General features: G+C 61.4%; 22 protein-coding genes. 11 read left to right on the plus strand and 11 right to left on the minus strand.

Going from position 1 to position 19,293, the window contains the following annotated elements:
* Positions 1 to 645 precede the first annotated feature (645 nt).
* The 5 genes from rluB to PPUTUW4_RS19925 all read right to left on the minus strand — a co-directional run bounded on the left by rluB (position 646) and on the right by PPUTUW4_RS19925 (position 5,442).
* The gene (gene rluB / locus PPUTUW4_RS19905; RefSeq protein WP_015096290.1) at positions 646 to 1,866 is read right to left on the minus strand and encodes a 23S rRNA pseudouridine(2605) synthase RluB; all 1,221 of its coding nucleotides are present in this window, start codon (positions 1,864 to 1,866) and stop codon (positions 646 to 648) included.
* 294 nt (positions 1,867 to 2,160) lie between these two features.
* Positions 2,161 to 3,105, minus strand: coding sequence for an SMC-Scp complex subunit ScpB (gene scpB, locus PPUTUW4_RS19910; protein WP_015096291.1), 945 nt, complete (start codon positions 3,103 to 3,105; stop codon positions 2,161 to 2,163).
* Between the two features lie 11 nt (positions 3,106 to 3,116).
* Positions 3,117 to 3,875, minus strand: coding sequence for a ScpA family protein (locus PPUTUW4_RS19915; protein ID WP_172435665.1), 759 nt, complete (start codon positions 3,873 to 3,875; stop codon positions 3,117 to 3,119).
* A 60-nt stretch (positions 3,876 to 3,935) separates the two neighbouring features.
* Positions 3,936 to 4,565, minus strand: coding sequence for an L-threonylcarbamoyladenylate synthase (locus PPUTUW4_RS19920; RefSeq protein WP_041475076.1), 630 nt, complete (start codon positions 4,563 to 4,565; stop codon positions 3,936 to 3,938).
* Between the two features lie 13 nt (positions 4,566 to 4,578).
* On the minus strand, positions 4,579 to 5,442 hold the full coding sequence (locus tag PPUTUW4_RS19925) for a PHP domain-containing protein (protein WP_015096293.1): 864 nt from the start codon (positions 5,440 to 5,442) through the stop codon (positions 4,579 to 4,581).
* 87 nt (positions 5,443 to 5,529) lie between these two features.
* Between PPUTUW4_RS19925 and PPUTUW4_RS19930 the strand changes: the two genes are divergently transcribed.
* From PPUTUW4_RS19930 to PPUTUW4_RS19955, 6 genes are all read left to right on the plus strand, one after another.
* A complete protein-coding gene (locus tag PPUTUW4_RS19930) occupies positions 5,530 to 6,126 on the plus strand; it encodes a septation protein A (protein ID WP_015096294.1) in 597 nt (198 codons plus the stop codon).
* 1 nt (position 6,127) lies between these two features.
* Positions 6,128 to 6,427 carry a YciI family protein gene (locus PPUTUW4_RS19935; protein WP_007975297.1) on the plus strand — a complete coding sequence of 100 codons (300 nt, stop codon included), beginning with the start codon at positions 6,128 to 6,130 and terminating at the stop codon, positions 6,425 to 6,427.
* Between the two features lie 111 nt (positions 6,428 to 6,538).
* Positions 6,539 to 6,952, plus strand: coding sequence for a hypothetical protein (locus tag PPUTUW4_RS19940; protein ID WP_015096295.1), 414 nt, complete (start codon positions 6,539 to 6,541; stop codon positions 6,950 to 6,952).
* A gap of 7 nt (positions 6,953 to 6,959) precedes the next feature.
* Positions 6,960 to 7,637 carry a response regulator transcription factor gene (locus tag PPUTUW4_RS19945; RefSeq protein ID WP_015096296.1) on the plus strand — a complete coding sequence of 226 codons (678 nt, stop codon included), beginning with the start codon at positions 6,960 to 6,962 and terminating at the stop codon, positions 7,635 to 7,637.
* 249 nt (positions 7,638 to 7,886) lie between these two features.
* Entirely contained in the window at positions 7,887 to 8,336 is a 450-nt protein-coding gene (locus PPUTUW4_RS19950; protein ID WP_015096297.1) for a hypothetical protein, read from the plus strand.
* Between the two features lie 237 nt (positions 8,337 to 8,573).
* Positions 8,574 to 9,917 (plus strand): HAMP domain-containing sensor histidine kinase, encoded by a 1,344-nt coding sequence (locus PPUTUW4_RS19955; RefSeq protein WP_015096298.1) that lies wholly within the window; start codon positions 8,574 to 8,576, stop codon positions 9,915 to 9,917.
* A gap of 136 nt (positions 9,918 to 10,053) precedes the next feature.
* On the opposite strand, the gene PPUTUW4_RS19960 is transcribed toward PPUTUW4_RS19955, so the two are convergent.
* The gene (locus tag PPUTUW4_RS19960) at positions 10,054 to 10,620 is read right to left on the minus strand and encodes an NAD(P)H nitroreductase (RefSeq protein ID WP_015096299.1); all 567 of its coding nucleotides are present in this window, start codon (positions 10,618 to 10,620) and stop codon (positions 10,054 to 10,056) included.
* 121 nt (positions 10,621 to 10,741) lie between these two features.
* On the opposite strand from PPUTUW4_RS19960, the gene PPUTUW4_RS19965 reads away from it, so the two are divergent.
* Positions 10,742 to 12,196, plus strand: a complete 1,455-nt coding sequence (locus tag PPUTUW4_RS19965) for a TrkH family potassium uptake protein (RefSeq protein ID WP_015096300.1) — start codon at positions 10,742 to 10,744, stop codon at positions 12,194 to 12,196.
* Here PPUTUW4_RS19965 and PPUTUW4_RS19970 read toward each other — a convergent pair.
* Positions 12,153 to 13,214 carry an AraC family transcriptional regulator gene (locus PPUTUW4_RS19970; RefSeq protein WP_015096301.1) on the minus strand — a complete coding sequence of 354 codons (1,062 nt, stop codon included), beginning with the start codon at positions 13,212 to 13,214 and terminating at the stop codon, positions 12,153 to 12,155. The two genes, PPUTUW4_RS19965 and PPUTUW4_RS19970, sit on opposite strands and share 44 nt — an antisense overlap.
* A gap of 160 nt (positions 13,215 to 13,374) precedes the next feature.
* Here PPUTUW4_RS19970 and PPUTUW4_RS19975 point away from each other — a divergent pair, with 160 nt between their 5' ends.
* Positions 13,375 to 13,686, plus strand: coding sequence for a DUF962 domain-containing protein (locus PPUTUW4_RS19975; protein WP_015096302.1), 312 nt, complete (start codon positions 13,375 to 13,377; stop codon positions 13,684 to 13,686).
* 27 nt (positions 13,687 to 13,713) lie between these two features.
* Positions 13,714 to 14,304 carry an HD domain-containing protein gene (locus tag PPUTUW4_RS19980; RefSeq protein WP_015096303.1) on the plus strand — a complete coding sequence of 197 codons (591 nt, stop codon included), beginning with the start codon at positions 13,714 to 13,716 and terminating at the stop codon, positions 14,302 to 14,304.
* 152 nt (positions 14,305 to 14,456) lie between these two features.
* Here PPUTUW4_RS19980 and PPUTUW4_RS19985 read toward each other — a convergent pair whose 3' ends face one another.
* Positions 14,457 to 15,272: a UDP-2,3-diacylglucosamine diphosphatase gene (locus PPUTUW4_RS19985; protein WP_015096304.1), complete on the minus strand. Its 816-nt coding sequence runs from the start codon at positions 15,270 to 15,272 to the stop codon at positions 14,457 to 14,459.
* A gap of 134 nt (positions 15,273 to 15,406) precedes the next feature.
* Between PPUTUW4_RS19985 and PPUTUW4_RS19990 the strand changes: the two genes are divergently transcribed.
* Together PPUTUW4_RS19990 and PPUTUW4_RS19995 are read left to right on the plus strand one after the other, a co-directional pair.
* Positions 15,407 to 16,171, plus strand: coding sequence for an AraC family transcriptional regulator (locus PPUTUW4_RS19990; RefSeq protein WP_015096305.1), 765 nt, complete (start codon positions 15,407 to 15,409; stop codon positions 16,169 to 16,171).
* A 71-nt stretch (positions 16,172 to 16,242) separates the two neighbouring features.
* Complete coding sequence (locus PPUTUW4_RS19995) at positions 16,243 to 17,136, plus strand: DMT family transporter (protein ID WP_015096306.1); 894 nt, start codon at positions 16,243 to 16,245, stop codon at positions 17,134 to 17,136.
* Here PPUTUW4_RS19995 and PPUTUW4_RS20000 read toward each other — a convergent pair.
* The 3 genes from PPUTUW4_RS20000 to PPUTUW4_RS20010 all read right to left on the minus strand — a co-directional run bounded on the left by PPUTUW4_RS20000 (position 17,130) and on the right by PPUTUW4_RS20010 (position 19,263).
* Complete coding sequence (locus PPUTUW4_RS20000) at positions 17,130 to 17,417, minus strand: SelT/SelW/SelH family protein (protein ID WP_015096307.1); 288 nt, start codon at positions 17,415 to 17,417, stop codon at positions 17,130 to 17,132. The two genes, PPUTUW4_RS19995 and PPUTUW4_RS20000, sit on opposite strands and share 7 nt — an antisense overlap.
* A 33-nt stretch (positions 17,418 to 17,450) precedes the next feature.
* Positions 17,451 to 18,701, minus strand: coding sequence for a hypothetical protein (locus PPUTUW4_RS20005; protein WP_015096308.1), 1,251 nt, complete (start codon positions 18,699 to 18,701; stop codon positions 17,451 to 17,453).
* Positions 18,702 to 18,828: 127 nt separating this feature from the next.
* Positions 18,829 to 19,263: a MarR family transcriptional regulator gene (locus PPUTUW4_RS20010; RefSeq protein WP_007975279.1), complete on the minus strand. Its 435-nt coding sequence runs from the start codon at positions 19,261 to 19,263 to the stop codon at positions 18,829 to 18,831.
* Positions 19,264 to 19,293 lie beyond the last annotated feature (30 nt).

Genomic DNA, 19,293 nt, shown 5'->3' on the forward strand with positions numbered 1-19,293 from the left:
GTTGCGCAAATGCGCAGGAGGTCACAGGTAAAACGCGGCGCATTGTACACCTGTAACCCCCTGCTGCCAGACCCGCTGGACAAGCGTGTCTATGGCCGGGATTGCCTGTGTCCGCCCCGGGAAGCCCGGGCGGCTGCAAAAAATGGGTCAGATCCTTGCGGATCATCGACGGGAAAGGCAGGAAACCCGCCTCTCGCAGAGAGATGGAGATGGAATACGGCGTTCATTGCGCCTCCTTTTTGTTATGCACCTGCACGACAGGCATGGCGCGCATAACACCCTGCATGGAGCGGTGAAACAAGCGGGCCAGAGGGCTGGAAGGAGGAAGGAAGGCGTTGATGCGTAAGCGTTTTCTTACGGCATTCCGGGAATGGCGAATCCACGGGGCTAATCGGTGAATTTTGTCAGGTTTTCTTTACAGGCCGTAACATCGGGTTTCCATTCGGGAGTGTGTGGTGTTGCCGCTGACGCCTTCGCGGGCAAGCCTGCTCCCACAGTGGATCGCATTTCTCCAGAACAACCCGGTCTCCTGTGGGAGCGGGCTTGCCCGCGAAGAGGCCCTTGAAATCACCCCATCGCTAAAGCCAGCCCAAAAAAAACGCCAACCCGAAGGTTGAGTGCGTTTTTTATGAAGCGCTCAGCCGATTATTCCGGCTTGCGACGACCAAAGCCCGGACGCTGACCGGAACCGGCCGGTGCGCCACGGCGCTTGCCCGATGGCGTGTCACCGTCGACCAGCTTGATCCCCGGACGCTTCGGCGCCGGCTTGGCCGGGCGCTTGGTGTCGGCCGGGCGATCGGCTACCGGCGTGCCACGGCCTTCGCCACGCTCGGTACGGCCATTGGCCGGACGTGGCGTGCGTGGACCGCGTTCGCCGTCCTGGCGCGCAGCAGGTTTGCGACCTGGACGCTCGCCTTCGATCTGCGGCTCGCGGCTGGCACGTGGAGCAACAGGAGCGGCAGCCCCCCCAGCGGCTGGACGCAGGGTACGCACGCGCTCGGTCTTGGCCATCGGACGCGACGACTTGCGCTGCATACGGTCAAGCTTGTCTTTGCTCTTGGCGTTCATCTGCGGCATCGCGACCGGCGTCAGGCCGACCTCGGCACTCAGAATGTCGACTTCGTACTGGCTCATTTCGCGCCAGCGGCCCATCGGCAGGTCGGAGTTGAGGAACACCGGACCGAAACGCACGCGCTTCAGACGGCTGACCACCAGGCCTTGGGATTCCCACAGGCGACGAACTTCGCGGTTACGACCTTCCATGACCACGCAGTGGTACCAGTGGTTGAAACCTTCACCGCCTGGCGCCTGCTTGATATCGGTGAACTTGGCCGGGCCATCTTCAAGGACAACACCAGCCTTCAGACGCTCGATCATCTCGTCATCGACTTCGCCACGCACACGTACCGCGTATTCACGGTCCATTTCGTAGGAAGGGTGCATCAGGCGGTTGGCCAGCTCACCGTCGGTGGTGAACATCAGCAGACCGGTGGTGTTGATGTCCAGGCGACCGATGTTGATCCAGCGCCCCTCTTTAGGGCGCGGCATCTTGTCGAACACGGTCGGGCGGCCTTCCGGATCGACACGGGTGCAGATTTCGCCGTCGGGCTTGTTGTACATGATCACGCGGCGCACCGATTCGGCGGCCTCTTCACGCTTGATCACCTTGCCATCGATGGTGATGGCGTCGTGCATGTCGACGCGCTGGCCAAGGGTGGCGTCTTTGCCGTTGACCTTGATGCGGCCGTGGCTGATCCAGGCTTCCACGTCACGGCGCGAACCGACGCCGATACGGGCGAGGACTTTCTGCAGTTTTTCGCCTGCTGGGCCGATTGGCTGGTCGTCTTGCTGGTCTTTGATACTCATCTGGGCACCTCCCGGTGTGGTCTGAAATCTGGGTACTTTGGCGAAGGGATCGCCGAAGGGTCGCGAATCATACGCGCATGCGGGCGTTTGCGCATCACAGACTAGCTCATCAAGGCCAGGTTATGGGTTTTTGCGCCGAACGGTGACCCGCAGCCTTGCGGTGAACACATCCCCCTGTGGGAGCGGGCTTGCCCGCGAAGAGGGCGTGTCAGTCGGCATATTTATTGGCTGATCCACCGCATTCGCGGGCAAGCCCGCTCCCACAGGGATCTTTGGTGATCGCAGACATTGCGATCAGTCTTCGAACTGACGGCGCTCGGCCTCGATGGCTTCGGCCAGGGCCAGGGCTTCGGCCTCTTCGTCGCTCAGTTCAGGCTCAGGCTTTGGCTGCTCAAGCGCAGCAACCGCGGCCAGGAGTTTTTCCCGGGCCTCGGCGACACCGAGGATGTCGTCTTCCTGCTCCGGTTCAATGTCCGGCTCAGGCTCGATGTCGGGCTGTTCCGAATCAAACTCAGTCACCACGCCATCACGCAACAGATCATCGAAATCGGTCTTGATCCCCTCCTCCATGCTGTCGAGCTCCAGCAACAGCGTGTGGAAACTGGTTTCTTCCTTCGGTTCTTCCGGTTCCGCGCTGGCGTCGGCCAACTCTTGCAACCCGGCGGGTACGGGGGCGTCGTCGAAATCCAGCACCGGGTCCGGTTCCAGCTCGCGCAGCTCCGCCAAGGGTGGCAAGTCGTCGAGGTTTTTCAGGTTAAAGTGATCGAGGAACGCCTTGGTGGTGGCGAACATCGCCGGTTTGCCGGGTACGTCGCGGTAGCCGACAATGCGGATCCACTCGCGCTCCATCAAGGTCTTGACGATGTTGCTGTTGACCGCCACCCCCCGCACGTCTTCGATTTCGCCGCGGGTGATCGGCTGGCGATAGGCAATCAGGGCCATGGTTTCGAGCATGGCGCGGGAGTAACGCTGCGGGCGCTCCTCCCACAGACGCCCGACCCACGGCGCAAATTTCTCGCGAATTTGCAGGCGGTACCCCGAGGCCACCTCCTTGAGTTCAAACGCGCGGCCATCACAAGACTTGGCGAGCATTGTCAGGGCCTTCTTGAAGACCGGCGGTTCCGGGCGCTCGCCCTCCTCGAAGAGCTCGAACAGGCTTTCCAGGGATTGCGGCTTTCCCGAAGCCAACAGAAAGGCTTCAAGCAAGGGTGCCAGGTCACGGGGTTCAGTCAGGTTCATGTTTCGACTCGTTATTCGGCTCGGGCTCGCACGTGGATCGCGGCAAATGGCTCATTCTGCACCAGCTCGACCAGGGATTCCTTGACCAGCTCAAGGATCGCCATAAAGGTCACCACCACGCCAAGGCGCCCTTCTTCAGCGGTGAACAGCTCGACAAACGGCACGAAACCGCCGCCCTTGAGCCGCTCCAGCACATCGCTCATGCGCTCGCGGGTAGACAGCGCCTCGCGGCTGACCTGATGGCTTTCGAACATGTCGCCACGGCGCAATACCTCGGCCATGGACAACAGCAACTCGGACAGGCGCACGTCCGGCAACAACTTGCGAGCCCGGGCCTCCGGGGCGTCGAGTTTGGGCACCACCACGTCGCGACCGACGCGGCTCAAGCCATCGATGCCTTCGGCGGCGGCCTTGAAACGCTCGTATTCCTGCAAGCGGCGGATCAGTTCGGCGCGCGGGTCGTCCTCTTCGTCTTCGATGGTTTCGGCCCGCGGCAGCAGCATCCGCGACTTGATCTCGGCCAGCATCGCGGCCATCACCAGGTACTCGGCGGCCAGTTCCAGGCGCACCGACTGCATCAACTCGACGTAGCCCATGTACTGGCGAGTGATTTCCGCCACCGGGATGTCGAGGATGTTGATGTTCTGTTTGCGGATCAGGTACAGCAGCAGGTCGAGGGGGCCTTCGAAGGCTTCGAGGAAGACCTCGAGGGCATCCGGCGGGATGTACAGGTCCAGCGGCATTTCCATGACCGCCTGGCCGTAGACCATGGCGAAGGGCAGTTCCTGCTGGGCTCCGGCCTGACTGTCGACGGGTTCTACTGCGGACATCTAGGCCTCGACCATGAACGGCGCAGGGTCGCCGCAACCGACGCGGATGACTTCCGGTTCGCCGTCGGCGAGGCTGATCACGGTGGACGCCTTGATCCCGCCGAAACCGCCGTCGATGATCAGGTCGACCTGGTGCTCGAGCAACTGGCGCATCTCGTGCGGGTCGGTCAACGGATCTTCATCGCCGGGCATGATCAGGGTCACGCTCATCAAAGGTTCGCCGAGCTGCTCCAGCAGTGCCAGGGCAATCGGGTGGCTCGGCACGCGCAGGCCGATGGTGCGTTTCTTGGGGTGCAACAACAACCGCGGCACTTCGCGGGTGGCGTTGAGAATGAAGGTATAAGGCCCCGGAAGATGAGCCTTGAGAATGCGGAAAGTGCCGGTGTCGATCTTGGCAAACAGTCCCAGTTGCGACAAATCGCTGCAGATCAGCGCAAAATTGTGCTTTTCATCCAGCTGCCGCAGGCGCCGAACGCGCTCCACAGCCACCTTGTCGCCGATCTGGCAACCAATGGCGTAGGAAGAGTCTGTGGGATATATCACCACCCCGCCCTTGCGGATGATTTCGACCGCCTGTTTGATCAGGCGCGCTTGCGGGTTTTCCGGATGAATCTGGAAAAATTGACTCACATTCTCTACCTGTTCAGACGGCGGCAATAACTGGGTCATGTTTGAATCGACACCATAGCGGTGGCAGATCCTCCGGGAGCGGCCGGTACTCGCCGATCTCCGACCAGCCTCCGGGGCCATGAAAATCACTGCCGGCGCTGACCAGCAGACCGAACTCGCGGGCCAGAATGGCCAGGCTGCCCACTTGTTCGGCAGGCTGGTAACCATTGACCACTTCGATGGCGTGGCCCCCTGCTTGAATATAGTCGGCAATCAGGCGACGTCGCTTGCTTCGAGTGAATTCGTAGTGCCAGGGGTGTGCCAGGCTGACCCAGGCCTTGGCCGCACGCAGGGTTTCGACGGTTTCTTCCAGGGTCGGCCAGTGTTGCTTGACGTCGCCCAGCTTGCCGGCACCCAGCCATTTGCGGAACGCCTCGGCGCGATCCTTGACGAAACCTTCACGCACCATCCAGTCCGCAAAGTGCGGGCGGGCCGGCGCGTTACCGCTGTCGCCCAGCGCCTGCTGGATCTCCCGGGCGCCATCCAGCGCCCCCGGCATGCCTTTGAGCGCCAGTTTGCGGCTGATTTCCTCGGAGCGCAGCCAACGGCCATCATGCAATCTGGCGATGGCCTCGACCAGCGGCGCGGCGTTCACGTCAAAACCGTAGCCCAGCACATGAATGGTCGCGCCGCCCCAGGTGCAGGACAATTCGACGCCATTGACCAGTTGCATCCCCAGTGCGGCAGCCGCGTGCCGCGCCTCGTCGAGCCCTTCAAGGGTGTCGTGATCGGTCAAGGCCAGGACTCGCACGCCTTTCTCGAACGCCCGCGCCACCAGAACCGCAGGCGCCAGGGCGCCATCGGAGGCCGTGCTATGGCAGTGCAAATCAACATTCACAGGGCTTTGTAACCTCAAATCAGCTGGCGCTATCGCGCGCCCATATGTTTGTTATTATGCCGCCACATCCTGCTTCTGGCTGCCACTGTGAAACAATTCATCGATTTCATCCCGCTCCTGCTGTTTTTCATCGTCTTCAAAATCGATCCACAGGTCGTCGACATCGCCGGCCATGAACTCACTGTGGGCGGTATTTACAGCGCCACCGCGATGCTGATCGTCAGTTCCCTGGTGGTCTACGGCACACTGTTCATCAAACAGCGCAAGCTGGAGAAGAGCCAGTGGCTGACCCTGATCGCCTGCCTGGTCTTCGGCAGCCTGACCCTGGCCTTCCACAGCGAGACGTTCCTCAAGTGGAAAGCCCCGGTGGTCAACTGGCTGTTCGCCCTGGCGTTCATCGGCAGCCACTTCGTCGGTGACAGCCTGCTGATCAAACGCATCATGGGCCACGCGCTGACCTTGCCGGAGCCGGTCTGGACACGCCTGAACATCGCCTGGATCGCTTTCTTCCTGTTTTGCGGTGCCGCCAACCTGTTTGTCGCGTTCACCTTCCAGAGCTACTGGGTCGACTTCAAGGTCTTCGGCAGCCTGGGCATGACTTTGCTGTTCCTGGTCGGCCAGGGCATTTACCTGTCCCGCCATCTGCACGATGCCGACACCACTACGCCAAAAACCGAGGACTGACATGCTTTACGCAATCATTGCCACAGACGTCGCCAACTCCCTGGAAGCCCGCCTGGCCGCACGGCCTGCGCACCTCGAGCGCCTGCAAGTGCTCAAGGGCGAAGGTCGCATCGTATTGGCCGGCCCACACCCGGCCGTCGACAGCAATGATCCGGGCGCGGCGGGTTTCACCGGCAGCCTGATCGTCGCCGAGTTCGATTCCCTGGGTGCCGCCCAGGCCTGGGCCGACGCCGATCCGTACATCGCCGCCGGTGTCTATGCCAACGTTCTGGTCAAGCCGTTCAAGCAAGTCCTGCCGTAACAAATCCCCCACGCGATGAACCTTGTCGGTTCATCGCGTTCTCAATCGCTCATTATTCCTGTTTATCGGCCGACAACTTGCCCAATACCCGTATTGGAATCAGGAGTCGCGATGCGCAAGGGTCCGTTGTGTCTGATGTTGGTCACGTTGTCGATCGGGGCGCCCGCCCACGGTGAAGAATACGCCGAGGGTGGAAACTCGACGCCCCTTTCCTTGAGCGCCGGCAGCCAGATCACCGAGCTGCAGCAACGCTTGAAAGAAAGCGAACGGCAACGGGAAGAACTGAGCAAACAATTGCAAACTGCCGATGGCGAACGTGAAAGCCCGCTGCTGGCCCGGTTGCGCCAGGAGAACCAGCGCTTGAAGCTGCAACTCAAGGAAGCCCAGGCCAGCAGTCCGCTACCGCGTCTGCTGACCGACCAGCAACAATGGTTTGTCATTGGTGCCGGGGTAGCGCTATTGGCGCTGCTCTGCGGTATCTTCGCCAGTGGAGCAAGTCGAAAACGTCGACAATGGCTAAATTGAGTGAGTCATGAGCGAGCTGTTACTGATTGATGATGACCAGGAGCTGTGTGAGCTCCTGAGCAGTTGGCTGAGCCAGGAAGGGTTTCAGGTACGAGCCTGTCACGACGGCCAGAGCGCGCGCCGTGCGCTGGCCGAAACCGCTCCGGCGGCCGTGGTACTGGATGTGATGCTGCCCGATGGCAGCGGCCTGGAACTGCTCAAGCAGTTGCGCAGCGATCACCCGGATTTGCCGGTGCTGATGCTCTCGGCCCGGGGCGAGCCCCTGGACCGTATTCTCGGCCTGGAACTTGGCGCCGACGATTACCTGGCCAAACCCTGCGACCCGCGAGAGTTGACCGCCCGCCTGCGCGCCGTCCTGCGCCGCAGCCACCCGGCAGCGGTGTCCAGCCAGCTGGAACTGGGCGACCTGTGTTTCAGCCCGGTGCGCGGCGTGGTCAGCGTCGACGAGCAGGAGTTCACCCTCACCGTTTCCGAAAGCCGCCTGCTGGAAGCCCTGCTCAAGCAGCCCGGCGAACCCCTGGACAAACAGGAACTGGCGCAGATTGCCCTCGGCCGCAAGCTGACCCTGTACGACCGCAGCCTGGACATGCACGTCAGCAACCTGCGCAAGAAGATCGGCCCACACCCCGACGGCCGTCCGCGCATCGTGGCCCTGCGCAGCCGCGGCTACTACTACAGCCTCTGAACCCATGTGCCCCCTGTAGGAGCGAGCTCGCTCGCGATGGACGTGAACGATGACGCGCACTGTCTGACAAGAAGCGCCGACCTCGAAATCTTCGCGAGCAAGCTCGCTCCTACAGTCATCTGAAGTTTTGTCAGGTCGGCGCGAAATCGTCTTTACCCAAGCTTTACCCTTCGCTGACCGCCGCTGACCTTGATCTGCGTAATCTGTACTCATCCGGAACGTACCGGGAACGAGACAAGGAGATTCACCATGCGCAAGACTCTTATCGCTCTGATGTTCGCGGCTGCCCTGCCGACCGTGGCCATGGCCATGCCTGAAGGCGCAGGCTCGATGGGTGGGCCGATGGACGGTTCGCGCCACGGTGGTCAGATGCACGGCATGCACGGCAAAGGCCCGTACAGTGAACTGGACCTGAGCCGCGAACAGCGCGAGCAGATCCGCAAGATCATGGGCGAGCAGATGCGCGAGCGTAAGCAACTGGTTGACAAGTACCTGGAGAAACTCTCGCCAGCCGACCAGAAAGCCATGAAAGATGAAATGGCCGCCAACCACAAGAAAGCCGAAGCTGACGTACGGGCACTGCTGAAACCGGATCAACAGAAGCAATTCGACGAGATCCAGAAGAAACAGGCTGAGCGTCGCGCCGAATGGGCCGAGTTCAAAGCCTGGAAAGCGCAGCAACCGCAAAAAGCGCAATAATGCGCTGACCCCGGACCCGACGGCTGAACACCGTTGGGTCTGATGCTTTTGATCTACTGTAGGAGCGAGCCTGTGTGGCGAGGGGGCTTGCCCCCGTTGGGTTGCGAAGCGACCCCGGCATCTCAACGTTAAACCGCATGTAACGGGTTTACGACTGCTGCGCAGCCGAACGGGGGCAAGCCCCCTCGCCACAGGCTCGCTCCTACATGGGATTCTGTGTTTGTTCGAGGATTTCCTGTGCGTTCATTGTTCTGGCGTATCCTGGCCAGCTTCTGGCTGGCCATCGCTCTGGTTGCAGGGCTTTCCATCCTGCTCGGGCACATGCTCAACCAGGATGCATGGATTCTCAGCCGCCACCCGGGCCTCAACACGCTGGCCGAACAGTGGACGCAGACTTACGAAAGTCAGGGCGAAGACGCCGCCCAGGACATTCTCCAGCAACGCAAACGCCAGTATCACATCGACGTTCAGGTGCTTAACGAAAGCGGCGATCCGGTGGTGCGCGGCACCTTCCCCAGACGTGCGGCGGCCTTCGAGGCGCGCCAGAACAATGATGACCGGCGCCTGCCATGGCGGCGTCTGACCGATGAGTTCACCAGTGAAAAAACCGGTGACACCTTCCTGTTCATCTATCGCATTCCACACCCGGAACTGAACGCCTGGCACCGCGAGAGCCTGCTCTGGCCGCTCAGTGCCCTGGGAATCGCCCTGGTGGTGCTGACCCTGTTCAGCCTGCTGGTGACCTTTTCCATCACTCGCCCGCTCAGCCGTCTGCGCGGAGCGGTGCATGACCTGGGACAAACCACGTATCAACAGAACAGCCTGGTCAAGCTGGCCAACCGTCGCGATGAGTTTGGCGTCCTGGCCAATGACTTCAACCGCATGGGTGCGCGCCTGCAGAGTCTGATTGGCAGCCAGCGGCAACTGCTGCGCGATGTCTCCCACGAACTGCGCTCGCCTCTGGCCCGTCTGCGTATCGCGCTGGCGCTCGCCGAACGGGCTGGCCCACAGGAACGGGAACAGCTATGGCCGCGCCTGACCCGGGAATGCGACCGACTGGAAGCGCTGATCAGCGAAATCCTGGTACTGGCGCGGGTCGACTCCGATAACGCCAGTGCCGAAGAGGTGGACCTGAATGCCTTGCTCAACACCTTGCAGAAGGATGCTCAACTCGGTTCACCCGAGCAACTCGTACACCTCGAAGCCGAGTCGCAACTGAATCTGAAGGGCTGGCCGACCATGATCGAACGGGCCGTGGACAATTTGCTGCGCAACGCCCAGCGTTTCAATCCGGTGGGTGGCCTGCCGATCGAAATGCAGGCACTGCGTCAGGGTGAGCGAATCGTCGTGACCGTGCGCGATCACGGGCCCGGGGTCAGTGCCGAATATTTGAGCCAGCTCGGTGAGCCGTTCTATCGTGCACCGGGGCAGACCGCGGCCGGACACGGCCTGGGCCTGGCCATCGCCCGGCGAGCGGCGGAGCGCCATGGCGGCTGCCTGGTACTGGCCAATCACCCTGAAGGCGGGTTCATTGCCAGCCTGGAATTGCCGTTGGTGCCGGGGGCTGTCGTACAACCCTGAGGCTGTCACCCCGACTCTGAATGACACAGATCTACTGTGGGAGCGAGCTTACTCGCGATGGCGGTTTTTCAGTCACTTCAATGTTAAATGTACTGCCGCTATCGCGAGCAAGCTCGCTCCCACAGGGTTTGCGGTGTCAGTCCTTCCCGGACCAGGCGCTGACGAATTCGGCCAGGTCGACTTTCTCGGCCACCCGCGGTTCTTTCTGCGGTGTGCCCAGGTACAGGAAAGCAATCACCTCTTCCCCCTCCGCCAGGCCCAAACCCTTGGCCACATGCGGCGAGTACGCCAGGTCACCGGTACGCCACACCGCGCCAATGCCCTGCGCATAGGCCGCCAGCAAGATCCCGTGGGCCGCACAGCCCGCCGCCAGCAACTGCTCGGACTTCGGATACTTGACGTGATCCTGCAACCGCGCAATCACCACCACCACCAGCGGTGCCCGCAGCGGATTATTGCGCGCCTTGTCGATGGCCGCTTCGCTGACTTCGCTGTCCGAAAGTTTCGCCGCTTCGACCAGCAGCTCACCCATTTGCTCGCGTGCCGCGCCTTCCACCGTCAGGAAGCGCCAAGGCTGCAAGTGACCGTGATCCGGAGCGCGCATGGCGGCACTGAACAGCACCTCGCGCTGCTCGGCAGTGGGTGCAGGGTCAATCAGTCGCGGAACGGAAACACGGTTGAGCAAAGCGTCGAGAGCCTGCATCGGCCACCTCCTGAAAAATTTGTGCGGCTATTCTAGCTGTAACTGCCGCAGCAGTGCCGGTTTACATGCCCTGCCTCACAGGTAGAATGGCGCCCTTTCCTCTATCAGCCGAGCGGACCTCATGGCGTTGCCGACCTTACGGATCATTGGTTTCATCATCGGCATCTTCCTGATCACGCTGGCGATCTCCATGGTCATCCCCATGGCCACGCTGGTCATTTTCGACCGCACCAGCGATCTGCCGTCGTTCCTCTGGGCCAGCATGATCACCTTTGTCGCCGGTTTGGCGCTGGTGATTCCGGGGCGCCCCGAGCACGTGCACCTGCGCCCCCGAGACATGTACCTGCTGACCGTCAGCAGTTGGCTGGTGGTGTGCATCTTCGCCGCGCTGCCGTTCCTGCTGACCCAAAACATCAGCTACACCGACTCGTTCTTCGAAAGCATGTCCGGCATCACCGCCACTGGCGCAACCGTACTCAGCGGCCTGGACACCATGTCCCCCGGCATCCTGATGTGGCGCTCGTTGCTGCACTGGCTCGGCGGCATCGGCTTCATCGGCATGGCGGTGGCGATTCTGCCGCTGCTGCGCATCGGCGGCATGCGGCTGTTCCAAACCGAATCGTCGGACCGCTCGGAAAAAGTCATGCCCCGCTCGCACATGGTGGCGCGCCTGATCGTGGCAACCTACGTCGGCATTACCATTGTCGGCAGCCTGGCGTTCTGGTGGGCCGGGATGAGCCTGTTCGACGCGATCAACCACGCCATGTCGGCGATTTCCACCGGCGGTTTCTCTACCTCCGACCAGTCTTTGGCCAAGTGGCCGGAGCCTGCGGTGCATTGGGTCGCGATCGTCGTCATGATTCTCGGGGCCCTGCCGTTCACCCTGTATGTCACCACGTTGCGCGGCAACCGTCGGGCGCTGATCAAGGATGAACAGGTTCAAGGCCTGCTCGGCATGCTGCTGGTGACCTGGCTGGTACTCGGCACCTGGTATTGGTGGACGACCCAGCTGCATTGGCTGGAGGCGCTGCGGCATGTGGCGCTGAACGTGACGTCGGTAGTGACCACCACCGGTTTTGCACTGGGGGACTACAGCCTCTGGGGCAATTTCTCGCTGATGCTGTTTTTCTATCTGGGGTTTGTCGGCGGTTGTTCCGGATCGACCGCGGGTGGTATCAAGATTTTCCGCTTCCAGGTGGCCTATATCCTGCTCAAGGCCAACCTTAACCAGCTGATTCATCCGCGCGCGGTGATCAAGCAGAAGTACAACGGTCACCGCCTCGACGAAGAAATCGTGCGTTCGATCCTGACCTTTTCGTTCTTCTTTGCGATCACCATCTGCGTGATTGCGCTGCTGCTGTCGCTGCTCGGCGTGGACTGGATGACCGCCCTCACCGGCGCGGCCAGTACCGTGTCCGGTGTCGGCCCGGGGCTCGGTGAGACCATCGGCCCGGCAGGTAACTTCGCGACCCTGCCCGATGCCGCCAAGTGGATTCTGTCGTTCGGCATGCTGCTCGGCCGACTGGAGATCATCACTGTGTTTGTGCTGTGTATTCCGGCATTTTGGCGTCATTGACCGCTTCAGGTGCCTGCATCAGCCGCATCCGGTACTCGCCGGGTGTGGCATCGAACCAGCGGCGGAAAGCGCGGAAGAAGTTGCTCGGATCGGCGAACCCCAGCAAGTAGGCGATTTCCAGCAAGGTCATGTTCGGTTGAGCCAGGTACTGCTCGGCCAGTTCGCGGCGGGTATCGTCCAGCAGCGCCTGAAAACTCGTGCCCTCTTCCTGCAAGCGCCGTTGCAAGGTGCGCTGGGAAAGATGCAGTGTCTGCGCCACGGTGTCGCGCTTCGGCTCGCCCTGGGGCAACAGGCGGCACAACACCTGCCGCGCCTTGTGCGTCACGCGGCTTTCGGAAAAGCGCGCCAGGTACTCACCGGCAAAGCGGTCATGCAGCAACGCCATGGCTTCGTTGGCCGTCGGCAAGGGCGCTTCCATGTCCGAACGCTCGAAAATCAGCGCATCGTAAGGCGCGTTGAACACCAGCGGTGAATGGAAGGCTTGTTTATAGGGTTCCGGATTGGCCGGCTCAGCGCCTTGCAGCAACACTTTGCGTGGTTGCAACGTTCGCCCGGTCAACCAGCTGCACAGCGCCAGGGCGCAGGCCAGTGAAGCTTCGGCACTTTGCCGGGTCGGTGGCAGATGGTCGCCATGCACCGTCAGAATCAGCGCATAGCCTTCGTCCAGCAACTGGAAACTCAGGTCGGCACTTTCGGCGATGATCCGCTGATAGCGCACCAGACGCTGAAAACCTTCGGCCAGTGTCTGGCTGGACATCAAGGCGTAACCGGTCACATGGAACTGCGCCGGTCGCACCACCTTGCCCATGTTCAGGCCGATGGCCGGGTTGCCGGACAGTTCGACCGCGCGTTGCCACAGCCGTGTCATGGAGTCTTGCGGGAAGCGCGCATCCGGATCATCCAGTGCCGCGTAGTCGAGCCCCAGCTGCTTGAACAGAACCCGGCAATCCAGGCCGTCCATCTCCAGCGCTTTGACAATCCCCATCGCCCAGCTTGCAGAAGTCGTTCGTTCGCTCATGGCGTTTTCTTACATGGTGAGCCGCATGCGACGGCTATTGACCGAAGGATACTAAAGTGGCGCCTATTGTCACTGGCTGATGCCATTGATCACTCTAGACTCAAATAAGCTACCCGCAGAACAACTTGCAGCCAGAACAATAACCACAGAGATCGCAGTCGTGGAAAACATCAAACGATTCAACAGTTTCGCCGAGTTCTACCCGTATTACCTCAGCGAACACAGCAACAGTACCTGCCGCCGTCTGCATTTTATCGGCACGACGCTGGTTATCTTGATACTGGCGCTGACCATCGGTCGCGGAGCCTGGATGCTGTTGTGGACCCTGCCTGTGGCAGGTTACAGCTTTGCTTGGGTCGGTCACTTCTTCTTCGAGAAGAACCGCCCGGCAACGTTCCAACACCCCCTCTATAGCCTGCTCGGCGATTTTGTCATGTACCGGGACATGGTGCTGGGGCGCGTTCCGTTCTAGAGAACATCCGTCACAAGAGAGTTGCCTATGAATGCCAATGCCCGCTTCACCCACATGAAGGACGGCACGCAGGAAGACTGGGCGATCATCGCCGCAGACTTCAGTGCCTACGCGCGACAATTGCCGACAAGGATTGTGGCGCACCTGAAGTTACTGGAGGGGGATTTTGGCGGGTTCCCGGTGGATCGCCTGACCCATTCCCTGCAAACCGCCACCCGCGCCTTTCGCGATGGTCGCGACGAGGAATACGTGGTCTGCGCCCTGCTCCATGACATCGGTGACACCCTGGGCTCCTACAACCACCCGGACATCGCCGCAGCAATCCTCAAGCCGTTCGTCAGCGCCGAGAACCTGTGGATGGTGGAAAAGCACGGGATTTTCCAGGGCTACTACTTCTTTCATCACCTGGGCATGGATCGGCATCTGCGTGAGCAGTTCCAGGACCATCCGCAGTACCAGGCGACCGCAGAGTTCTGTGCCAAATACGATGCGGCGGCGTTTGATCCGGCGTATGACACGCTGCCATTGAGCTTCTTCGAGCCGATGATGGAGCGGTTGTTTGCGCACCCCAGGAACTCGATCTACAAGGCGGCGATGGAAGAACACTCGCCAGCCTGACAGGACCGCTGCGCGGTCCATTCGCGGGCAAGCCCGCTCCCACAGGTTCTCTGGTGTATACAAAAGTTGTGATCGACCGGGATCACTGTGGGAGCGGCGGTGCGGCGATCCGACTTGCCCGCGAAGAGGCCAGCACCAACACCGAATGACTGTCAGGCCAACTCGGCAACCTTGGCCGCCTTCATCTGCGCCTCCCGCGCCTGGGCATCCGCCAGCCGATACAGCTCGATCGAACCATCCCAATGCTCGATCAGCGCCGTGCACGACTCTACCCAGTCGCCGCAATTGAGATAATCCACCTCGCCCACCTTGCGAATCTCGGCATGGTGAATGTGCCCGCACACCACGCCGTGCAGCTCGCGCTTCACGCATTCATGGGCGATGGCTTCTTCGAAGTCGCTGATGAAGCTGACCGCGGTTTTCACCTTGTGCTTGAGGTAGGCCGACAGCGACCAGTAGCCGTAGCCATATCGCGCGCGCCAATGATTGAGCCAGCGGTTGAGGGTCAGTGTGAATTCGTAGGCCGAATCGCCGAGAAAGGCCAGCCAGCGATGATACCGGGTGATCACATCGAACTGGTCGCCATGGATCACCAGCAGATGCCGGCCGTCGGCGGTGACGTGTACTGCTTCGTCCACCAACTGGATATTGCCCAGAGTCAGTTTCGAATAGCGGCGCAGAAACTCATCGTGGTTGCCGGTGACGTAGATCACCTCGGTGCCACGTTTGCTCATGGTCAACAGGCGACGGATCACGTTGGTGTGCGCCTGCGGCCAGTACATGCCGCCGCGCAGTTTCCAGCCGTCGATGATGTCACCGACCAGGTAGATTCTGTCCGCGTGGTAGCCCTTGAGAAACTGCGACAGGTGTTCAGCCTGGCAATCCCGGGTGCCCAAATGCACGTCGGAAATCCATAGCGTCCGTACGCGTTGCTTACGGGTGGGTTTGGCGAGCTCGGCGCTGGTCATGGGCAACCCTCTGGCAAGTTTTGCCAAGTCTGCCGTGGCCCGGTTAATGGTCCATGACAGCGTCAAGTCAGTCCTGTGACAACGCTTGTTGGCCCGCTCGGTGTAGACTGACGCCCTGAACCGGGAGACCCGCGATGAGACCGATCCTCACGCTGCGCCAATACAGCCACGACCTGATCGTCCACAGCCACGACCACGCGCAACTGGTGTTCGGGCTTTCGGGCGCCCTGGATTTCGAGGTTGACGGCCGTGGCAGCCAGGTGGTCCAGCAGAGTTTCGTGGTGGTGCCCTGCGGCGCGCATCACGCGTGTGGCAGCGCCAATGGCAGCCGCTGCCTGGTGCTGGATGTGCCCGGCGAACAATGGGTTTCGCAGTCGTTGGGCGATCACGCCGAGTCCAGCCGACGCTTGCTCGACAACGCCGGCCGCCTGCCCCTGGACGCGGGACAAAGCCAATTGGTCAGCTGGCTGGCGAACAGTCCGGTCGAGGATCCGCTGATCGCACAACAAGGTGCGGTGCTGTTGCTGGCCAGCCTGAACAACGCCAGGCCCGATGCCGTCGGCGGTCGGCGCCTGCCCTATGCCGCGCTGAATGCACACATCGATCAGTACGCGGCGTACCCGCTGCAGGTGGCCGACCTGGCCCGGGTGGCCGGCCTCTCCAGTGCCCGTTTGCATGCGCGGTTCGTGGCTGAATGCGGGCAGACGCCGATGGACTACATCCGCAGCCGACGCCTGCATATCGCTGTGGGCTTGCTGCGCAACTCGGCGCTGCCCATCGGCGAGATTGCCAGCCGCGTCGGCTACAGCTCCCAGAGTGCCTTCGCGGCGGCGGTGCTGCGCGAGTTCGGGGCATCGCCCGGAAAACTGCGGCGCGAGGCTGGCGACAAAAAACGCTAGTCTGCCGACAGACTTGACGGGCCATTACGCGCTTCAATGAGGCCTCTGTTCGTTTGTCATCAAGGATTGCAATGACTCCCCGTACCGCACTTGGCGCCTTGCATATCGGCGCATTGATGTTCGGCCTGACCGGCGTGTTCGGCAAACTGGCTGCCGCATCACCGGCGATCATCGTGTTCGGCCGTGCCGCTTTTGCCGTGCTCGCACTGGCGTTTTTTGCACGGTTCGCCAGCCAGACGCGCTGGCACAAACTCGAGGCCGTGGACTGGCGTCGGCTGCTGCTCGGCGGCTTGTTGCTCGCCGGACACTGGGTGAGTTTCTTCATTGCGGTGAAAGTCGCAGGCGTGGCGATTGCAACGCTCGGCTTCGCCAGTTTCCCGGCCTTTACCGTGATCCTCGAAGGGTTGATCTTCCGCGAGCGCATTCGCGCCAATGAGATTGTGCTGGTGCTGCTGGTAAGTGTCGGGCTGGTGCTGGTTACGCCTGATTTTGACCTGGCCAGCGGCGCCACCACCGGCTTGCTGTGGGCCGTGGGTTCCGGGTTGTTGTTTGCCCTGCTGTCGCTGACCAACCGTGCCGGCTCCGGGCGCGTCCCGCCCGTGCAGGCCGCGCTGTGCCAGAACGTGGTGGTTGCCCTGTGCCTGCTGCCCGTGGCGGCGCCTCAATTGAGCGAAGTACGCGCCCTCGACTGGCTGTGGATCGGCCTGCTCGGGGTGTTCTGTACCGGTGTCGCCCACAGTTTGTTTGTCGCCAGCCTGGCGGTGATCAAGGCACGCACCGCCGCCGTGGTGTTCGCCCTGGAGCCGGTCTACGGCATCACCGTCGCCTGGCTGCTGTTCAACGAAAACCCGACCCTGCGCATGTTGCTGGGAGGTGCTTTGATCATTGTGGCAATAGTGGTGTCCAGCAGGCTCTCAAGCAGTTCGAGCAAGAAAGCCGTTACCGCCGAGGCTGCGTCTCACTGAGTGCGGTCGTTGTGCCCCAGGTCGCGGTCCGGGTCGATCTGGTCGCGGACCCGCTGCTTGAGCACTTTGGCTTCAGGGAAGCCACCGTCCGCCTTGCGCTCCCAGATCTGCACGGCGTCACAGAAAATATGAAAGACCCCACCGGTGCCCGGCACCAGGGAGACTTTGCCCAGGTCGTCACCAAAGGTGCTGAGCAGTTCCTGGGCCAGCCAGGCCGCACGCAACAGCCACTGGCATTGCGTGCAATAGGTGATGACGATTTCCGGTTTGTGGGCAGTCATGATGGGAAGCAACTCCAGAGTTTGACGACGCCGCTATGATAGCCCGGCCGGTGACTGTCGAGTCGGCTGATCAGGTTGTGCCTCTAACCCGAACGCAGGCTCGATCATGGCCAGAGCCACCGGCTGCCTGGTCTCGTCCAGGCTGATCACGTCCCAACTCGACGCCATGGACAGCTCCTCCAGGTTGAGCCGGTACTCATCGTCAATGACGGATTCGCCGGGTATCGCCAAACCCGGAGCCGCCACGGCAGCAGCGACCGGGATGGAATGACGGTTATCGACCCACTCGAGTTCAACATTGGCTGGCACCCCGTCGCGCTGCGCAGTGGGCGATTGCGCGACGGGCGGCCAGATCACTGGCTCGGTAAAAAACTCAGCCGACGGCTCATGTGGCGACGGCAGAGCCTCTGAATCCGTGGCCTGATGCTGCTGGCGCCGACGACGTACAAACCAGCCCAGCGCCAGCAACCCCATCAACGCCGACACACCGGCAATCTGCAACCAGCCAACCCCGGGGGGGTCAGCAATGGCGGGGGCCGGTGCCACTGCATCAGAAACCATGGGTTGCGCCTTTACCTTCTTGAGTTCAGCCAGTTGGGTTTGCAGCTCGACCAACTGCTGTTTCTGGCCATCGATCAGCTCATCCTGGCTTTGCAGCTTCGCATTGAGTTCATCGACTGTGGATTGAAGCTGGTGGTTTTGCAGAGTGCTGGCAGCCAGTTGTTCGACAGCGGGATCAACCATGGAGACGTCAGTTGCTGGCGTCGTCCTTGCCACGGGTGGCGGCGTTTCGACCGGTTGAACCCTGGGGAATGCAGACGCCGGGGAACGGGAAACCGGTTCATCGGTGGCGGCAACAATGCCTGGCGACCCCGGTGGATCGATCAGCACCGTGTACTCGCGCAATAACCGGGCGTTGGGCTGATTGAGCTGCACGAGGAAATTCAGGAAGGGTTCACTGACCGGTTTGCTGGATGTCACCTGGATCACGCTGCGCTTGCCGCGCAGGACCGGAGTGAATGTCAGGTTGTCGAGGAAAAAGACCCGGTCGACCCCGGCACGGCTGAACTCGTCTGCCGATGCCAGGCTCACCGACAGCTCACCCTCCTCCAGGCCAGCCGCATCCACCAGGGCGATATCGGCACGCAGCGGTTGATTCAGCGCCGAATGCAGGGTGATTTCACCCAGGCCCTGCGCCGGTGCCCATGCCGAGTAAGTGACCGCCGCCCCAGCCAGCAACCCCTGTGAACAACCGCGCAAAACCAACCGCCAACACTTGAGCATGAGCATCCTTGAGATCTACAAAAATTACCCGTACGCGTTCGTACATCCGTTACGAACACGATATCGCCGAGTAGTTCTTATAGTCTGCGCAATGCGGTCTCTCAAAAGCCTGGCAGTCGGTTATGCCTCAGGATTTTTCAAGGTTGCCCAGGATATGGCCGTGAACCCGCATGCACACCTTCAAATCCGCCTCATCGACGCCTTCGAACAGTTCGTGACGCAGTTGCGTGGCAATGGTTTCAATTTGTTCGATCAGGGGAAGCGCCGGGGCGCAGAGCACGATTTTCTTCGCCCGACGGTCTTCCAGCACAGCCTGGCGTTGCACCAGCCCCTGGCTTTCCAGACTGTCGAGCAAACGGGCCAGGGTCGGGCCTTCGACGCCAACGCTTTGTGCCAGCTCCCGCTGGGTCGGAGCTTCTTCGAAACGGGCCAGGTGCAGCAGCACCAGCCAGCGCGCCTGGGACAAGCCCATGCCCGCCAGACGGCGGTCCAGTTCGGCACGCCAGCCACGGGACATCTGGGCCAATTGCATGCCAAAGCGGTGTTGATCGGTTAACGGCATAAAACACTCATGATTAGACTGAAATAAATA

The sequence above is a fragment of the Pseudomonas sp. UW4 genome (assembly GCF_000316175.1).
In the GTDB taxonomy this organism is placed as follows: Bacteria; Pseudomonadota; Gammaproteobacteria; order Pseudomonadales; family Pseudomonadaceae; genus Aquipseudomonas; species Aquipseudomonas laurylsulfatiphila.

Bases quoted from the DNA above. Each gene is read 5' to 3' on its own strand.
- PPUTUW4_RS19990 (WP_015096305.1), top strand. From the start codon at position 15,407: ATGAGACCGATCCTCACGCTGCGCCAATACAGCCACGACCTGATCGTC.
- PPUTUW4_RS19970 (WP_015096301.1), bottom strand. From the start codon at position 13,214: ATGAGCGAACGAACGACTTCTGCAAGCTGGGCGATGGGGATTGTCAAA.
- PPUTUW4_RS19980 (WP_015096303.1), top strand. From the start codon at position 13,714: ATGAATGCCAATGCCCGCTTCACCCACATGAAGGACGGCACGCAGGAA.
- PPUTUW4_RS19965 (WP_015096300.1), top strand. From the start codon at position 10,742: ATGGCGTTGCCGACCTTACGGATCATTGGTTTCATCATCGGCATCTTC.
- PPUTUW4_RS20010 (WP_007975279.1), bottom strand. From the start codon at position 19,263: ATGCCGTTAACCGATCAACACCGCTTTGGCATGCAATTGGCCCAGATG.
- PPUTUW4_RS20005 (WP_015096308.1), bottom strand. From the start codon at position 18,701: ATGCTCAAGTGTTGGCGGTTGGTTTTGCGCGGTTGTTCACAGGGGTTG.
- PPUTUW4_RS19995 (WP_015096306.1), top strand. From the start codon at position 16,243: ATGACTCCCCGTACCGCACTTGGCGCCTTGCATATCGGCGCATTGATG.
- PPUTUW4_RS20000 (WP_015096307.1), bottom strand. From the start codon at position 17,417: ATGACTGCCCACAAACCGGAAATCGTCATCACCTATTGCACGCAATGC.
- PPUTUW4_RS19960 (WP_015096299.1), bottom strand. From the start codon at position 10,620: ATGCAGGCTCTCGACGCTTTGCTCAACCGTGTTTCCGTTCCGCGACTG.
- rluB (WP_015096290.1), bottom strand. From the start codon at position 1,866: ATGAGTATCAAAGACCAGCAAGACGACCAGCCAATCGGCCCAGCAGGC.
- PPUTUW4_RS19915 (WP_172435665.1), bottom strand. From the start codon at position 3,875: ATGGTCTACGGCCAGGCGGTCATGGAAATGCCGCTGGACCTGTACATC.
- PPUTUW4_RS19985 (WP_015096304.1), bottom strand. From the start codon at position 15,272: ATGACCAGCGCCGAGCTCGCCAAACCCACCCGTAAGCAACGCGTACGG.
- PPUTUW4_RS19945 (WP_015096296.1), top strand. From the start codon at position 6,960: ATGAGCGAGCTGTTACTGATTGATGATGACCAGGAGCTGTGTGAGCTC.
- PPUTUW4_RS19950 (WP_015096297.1), top strand. From the start codon at position 7,887: ATGCGCAAGACTCTTATCGCTCTGATGTTCGCGGCTGCCCTGCCGACC.
- PPUTUW4_RS19940 (WP_015096295.1), top strand. From the start codon at position 6,539: ATGCGCAAGGGTCCGTTGTGTCTGATGTTGGTCACGTTGTCGATCGGG.
- PPUTUW4_RS19935 (WP_007975297.1), top strand. From the start codon at position 6,128: ATGCTTTACGCAATCATTGCCACAGACGTCGCCAACTCCCTGGAAGCC.
- scpB (WP_015096291.1), bottom strand. From the start codon at position 3,105: ATGAACCTGACTGAACCCCGTGACCTGGCACCCTTGCTTGAAGCCTTT.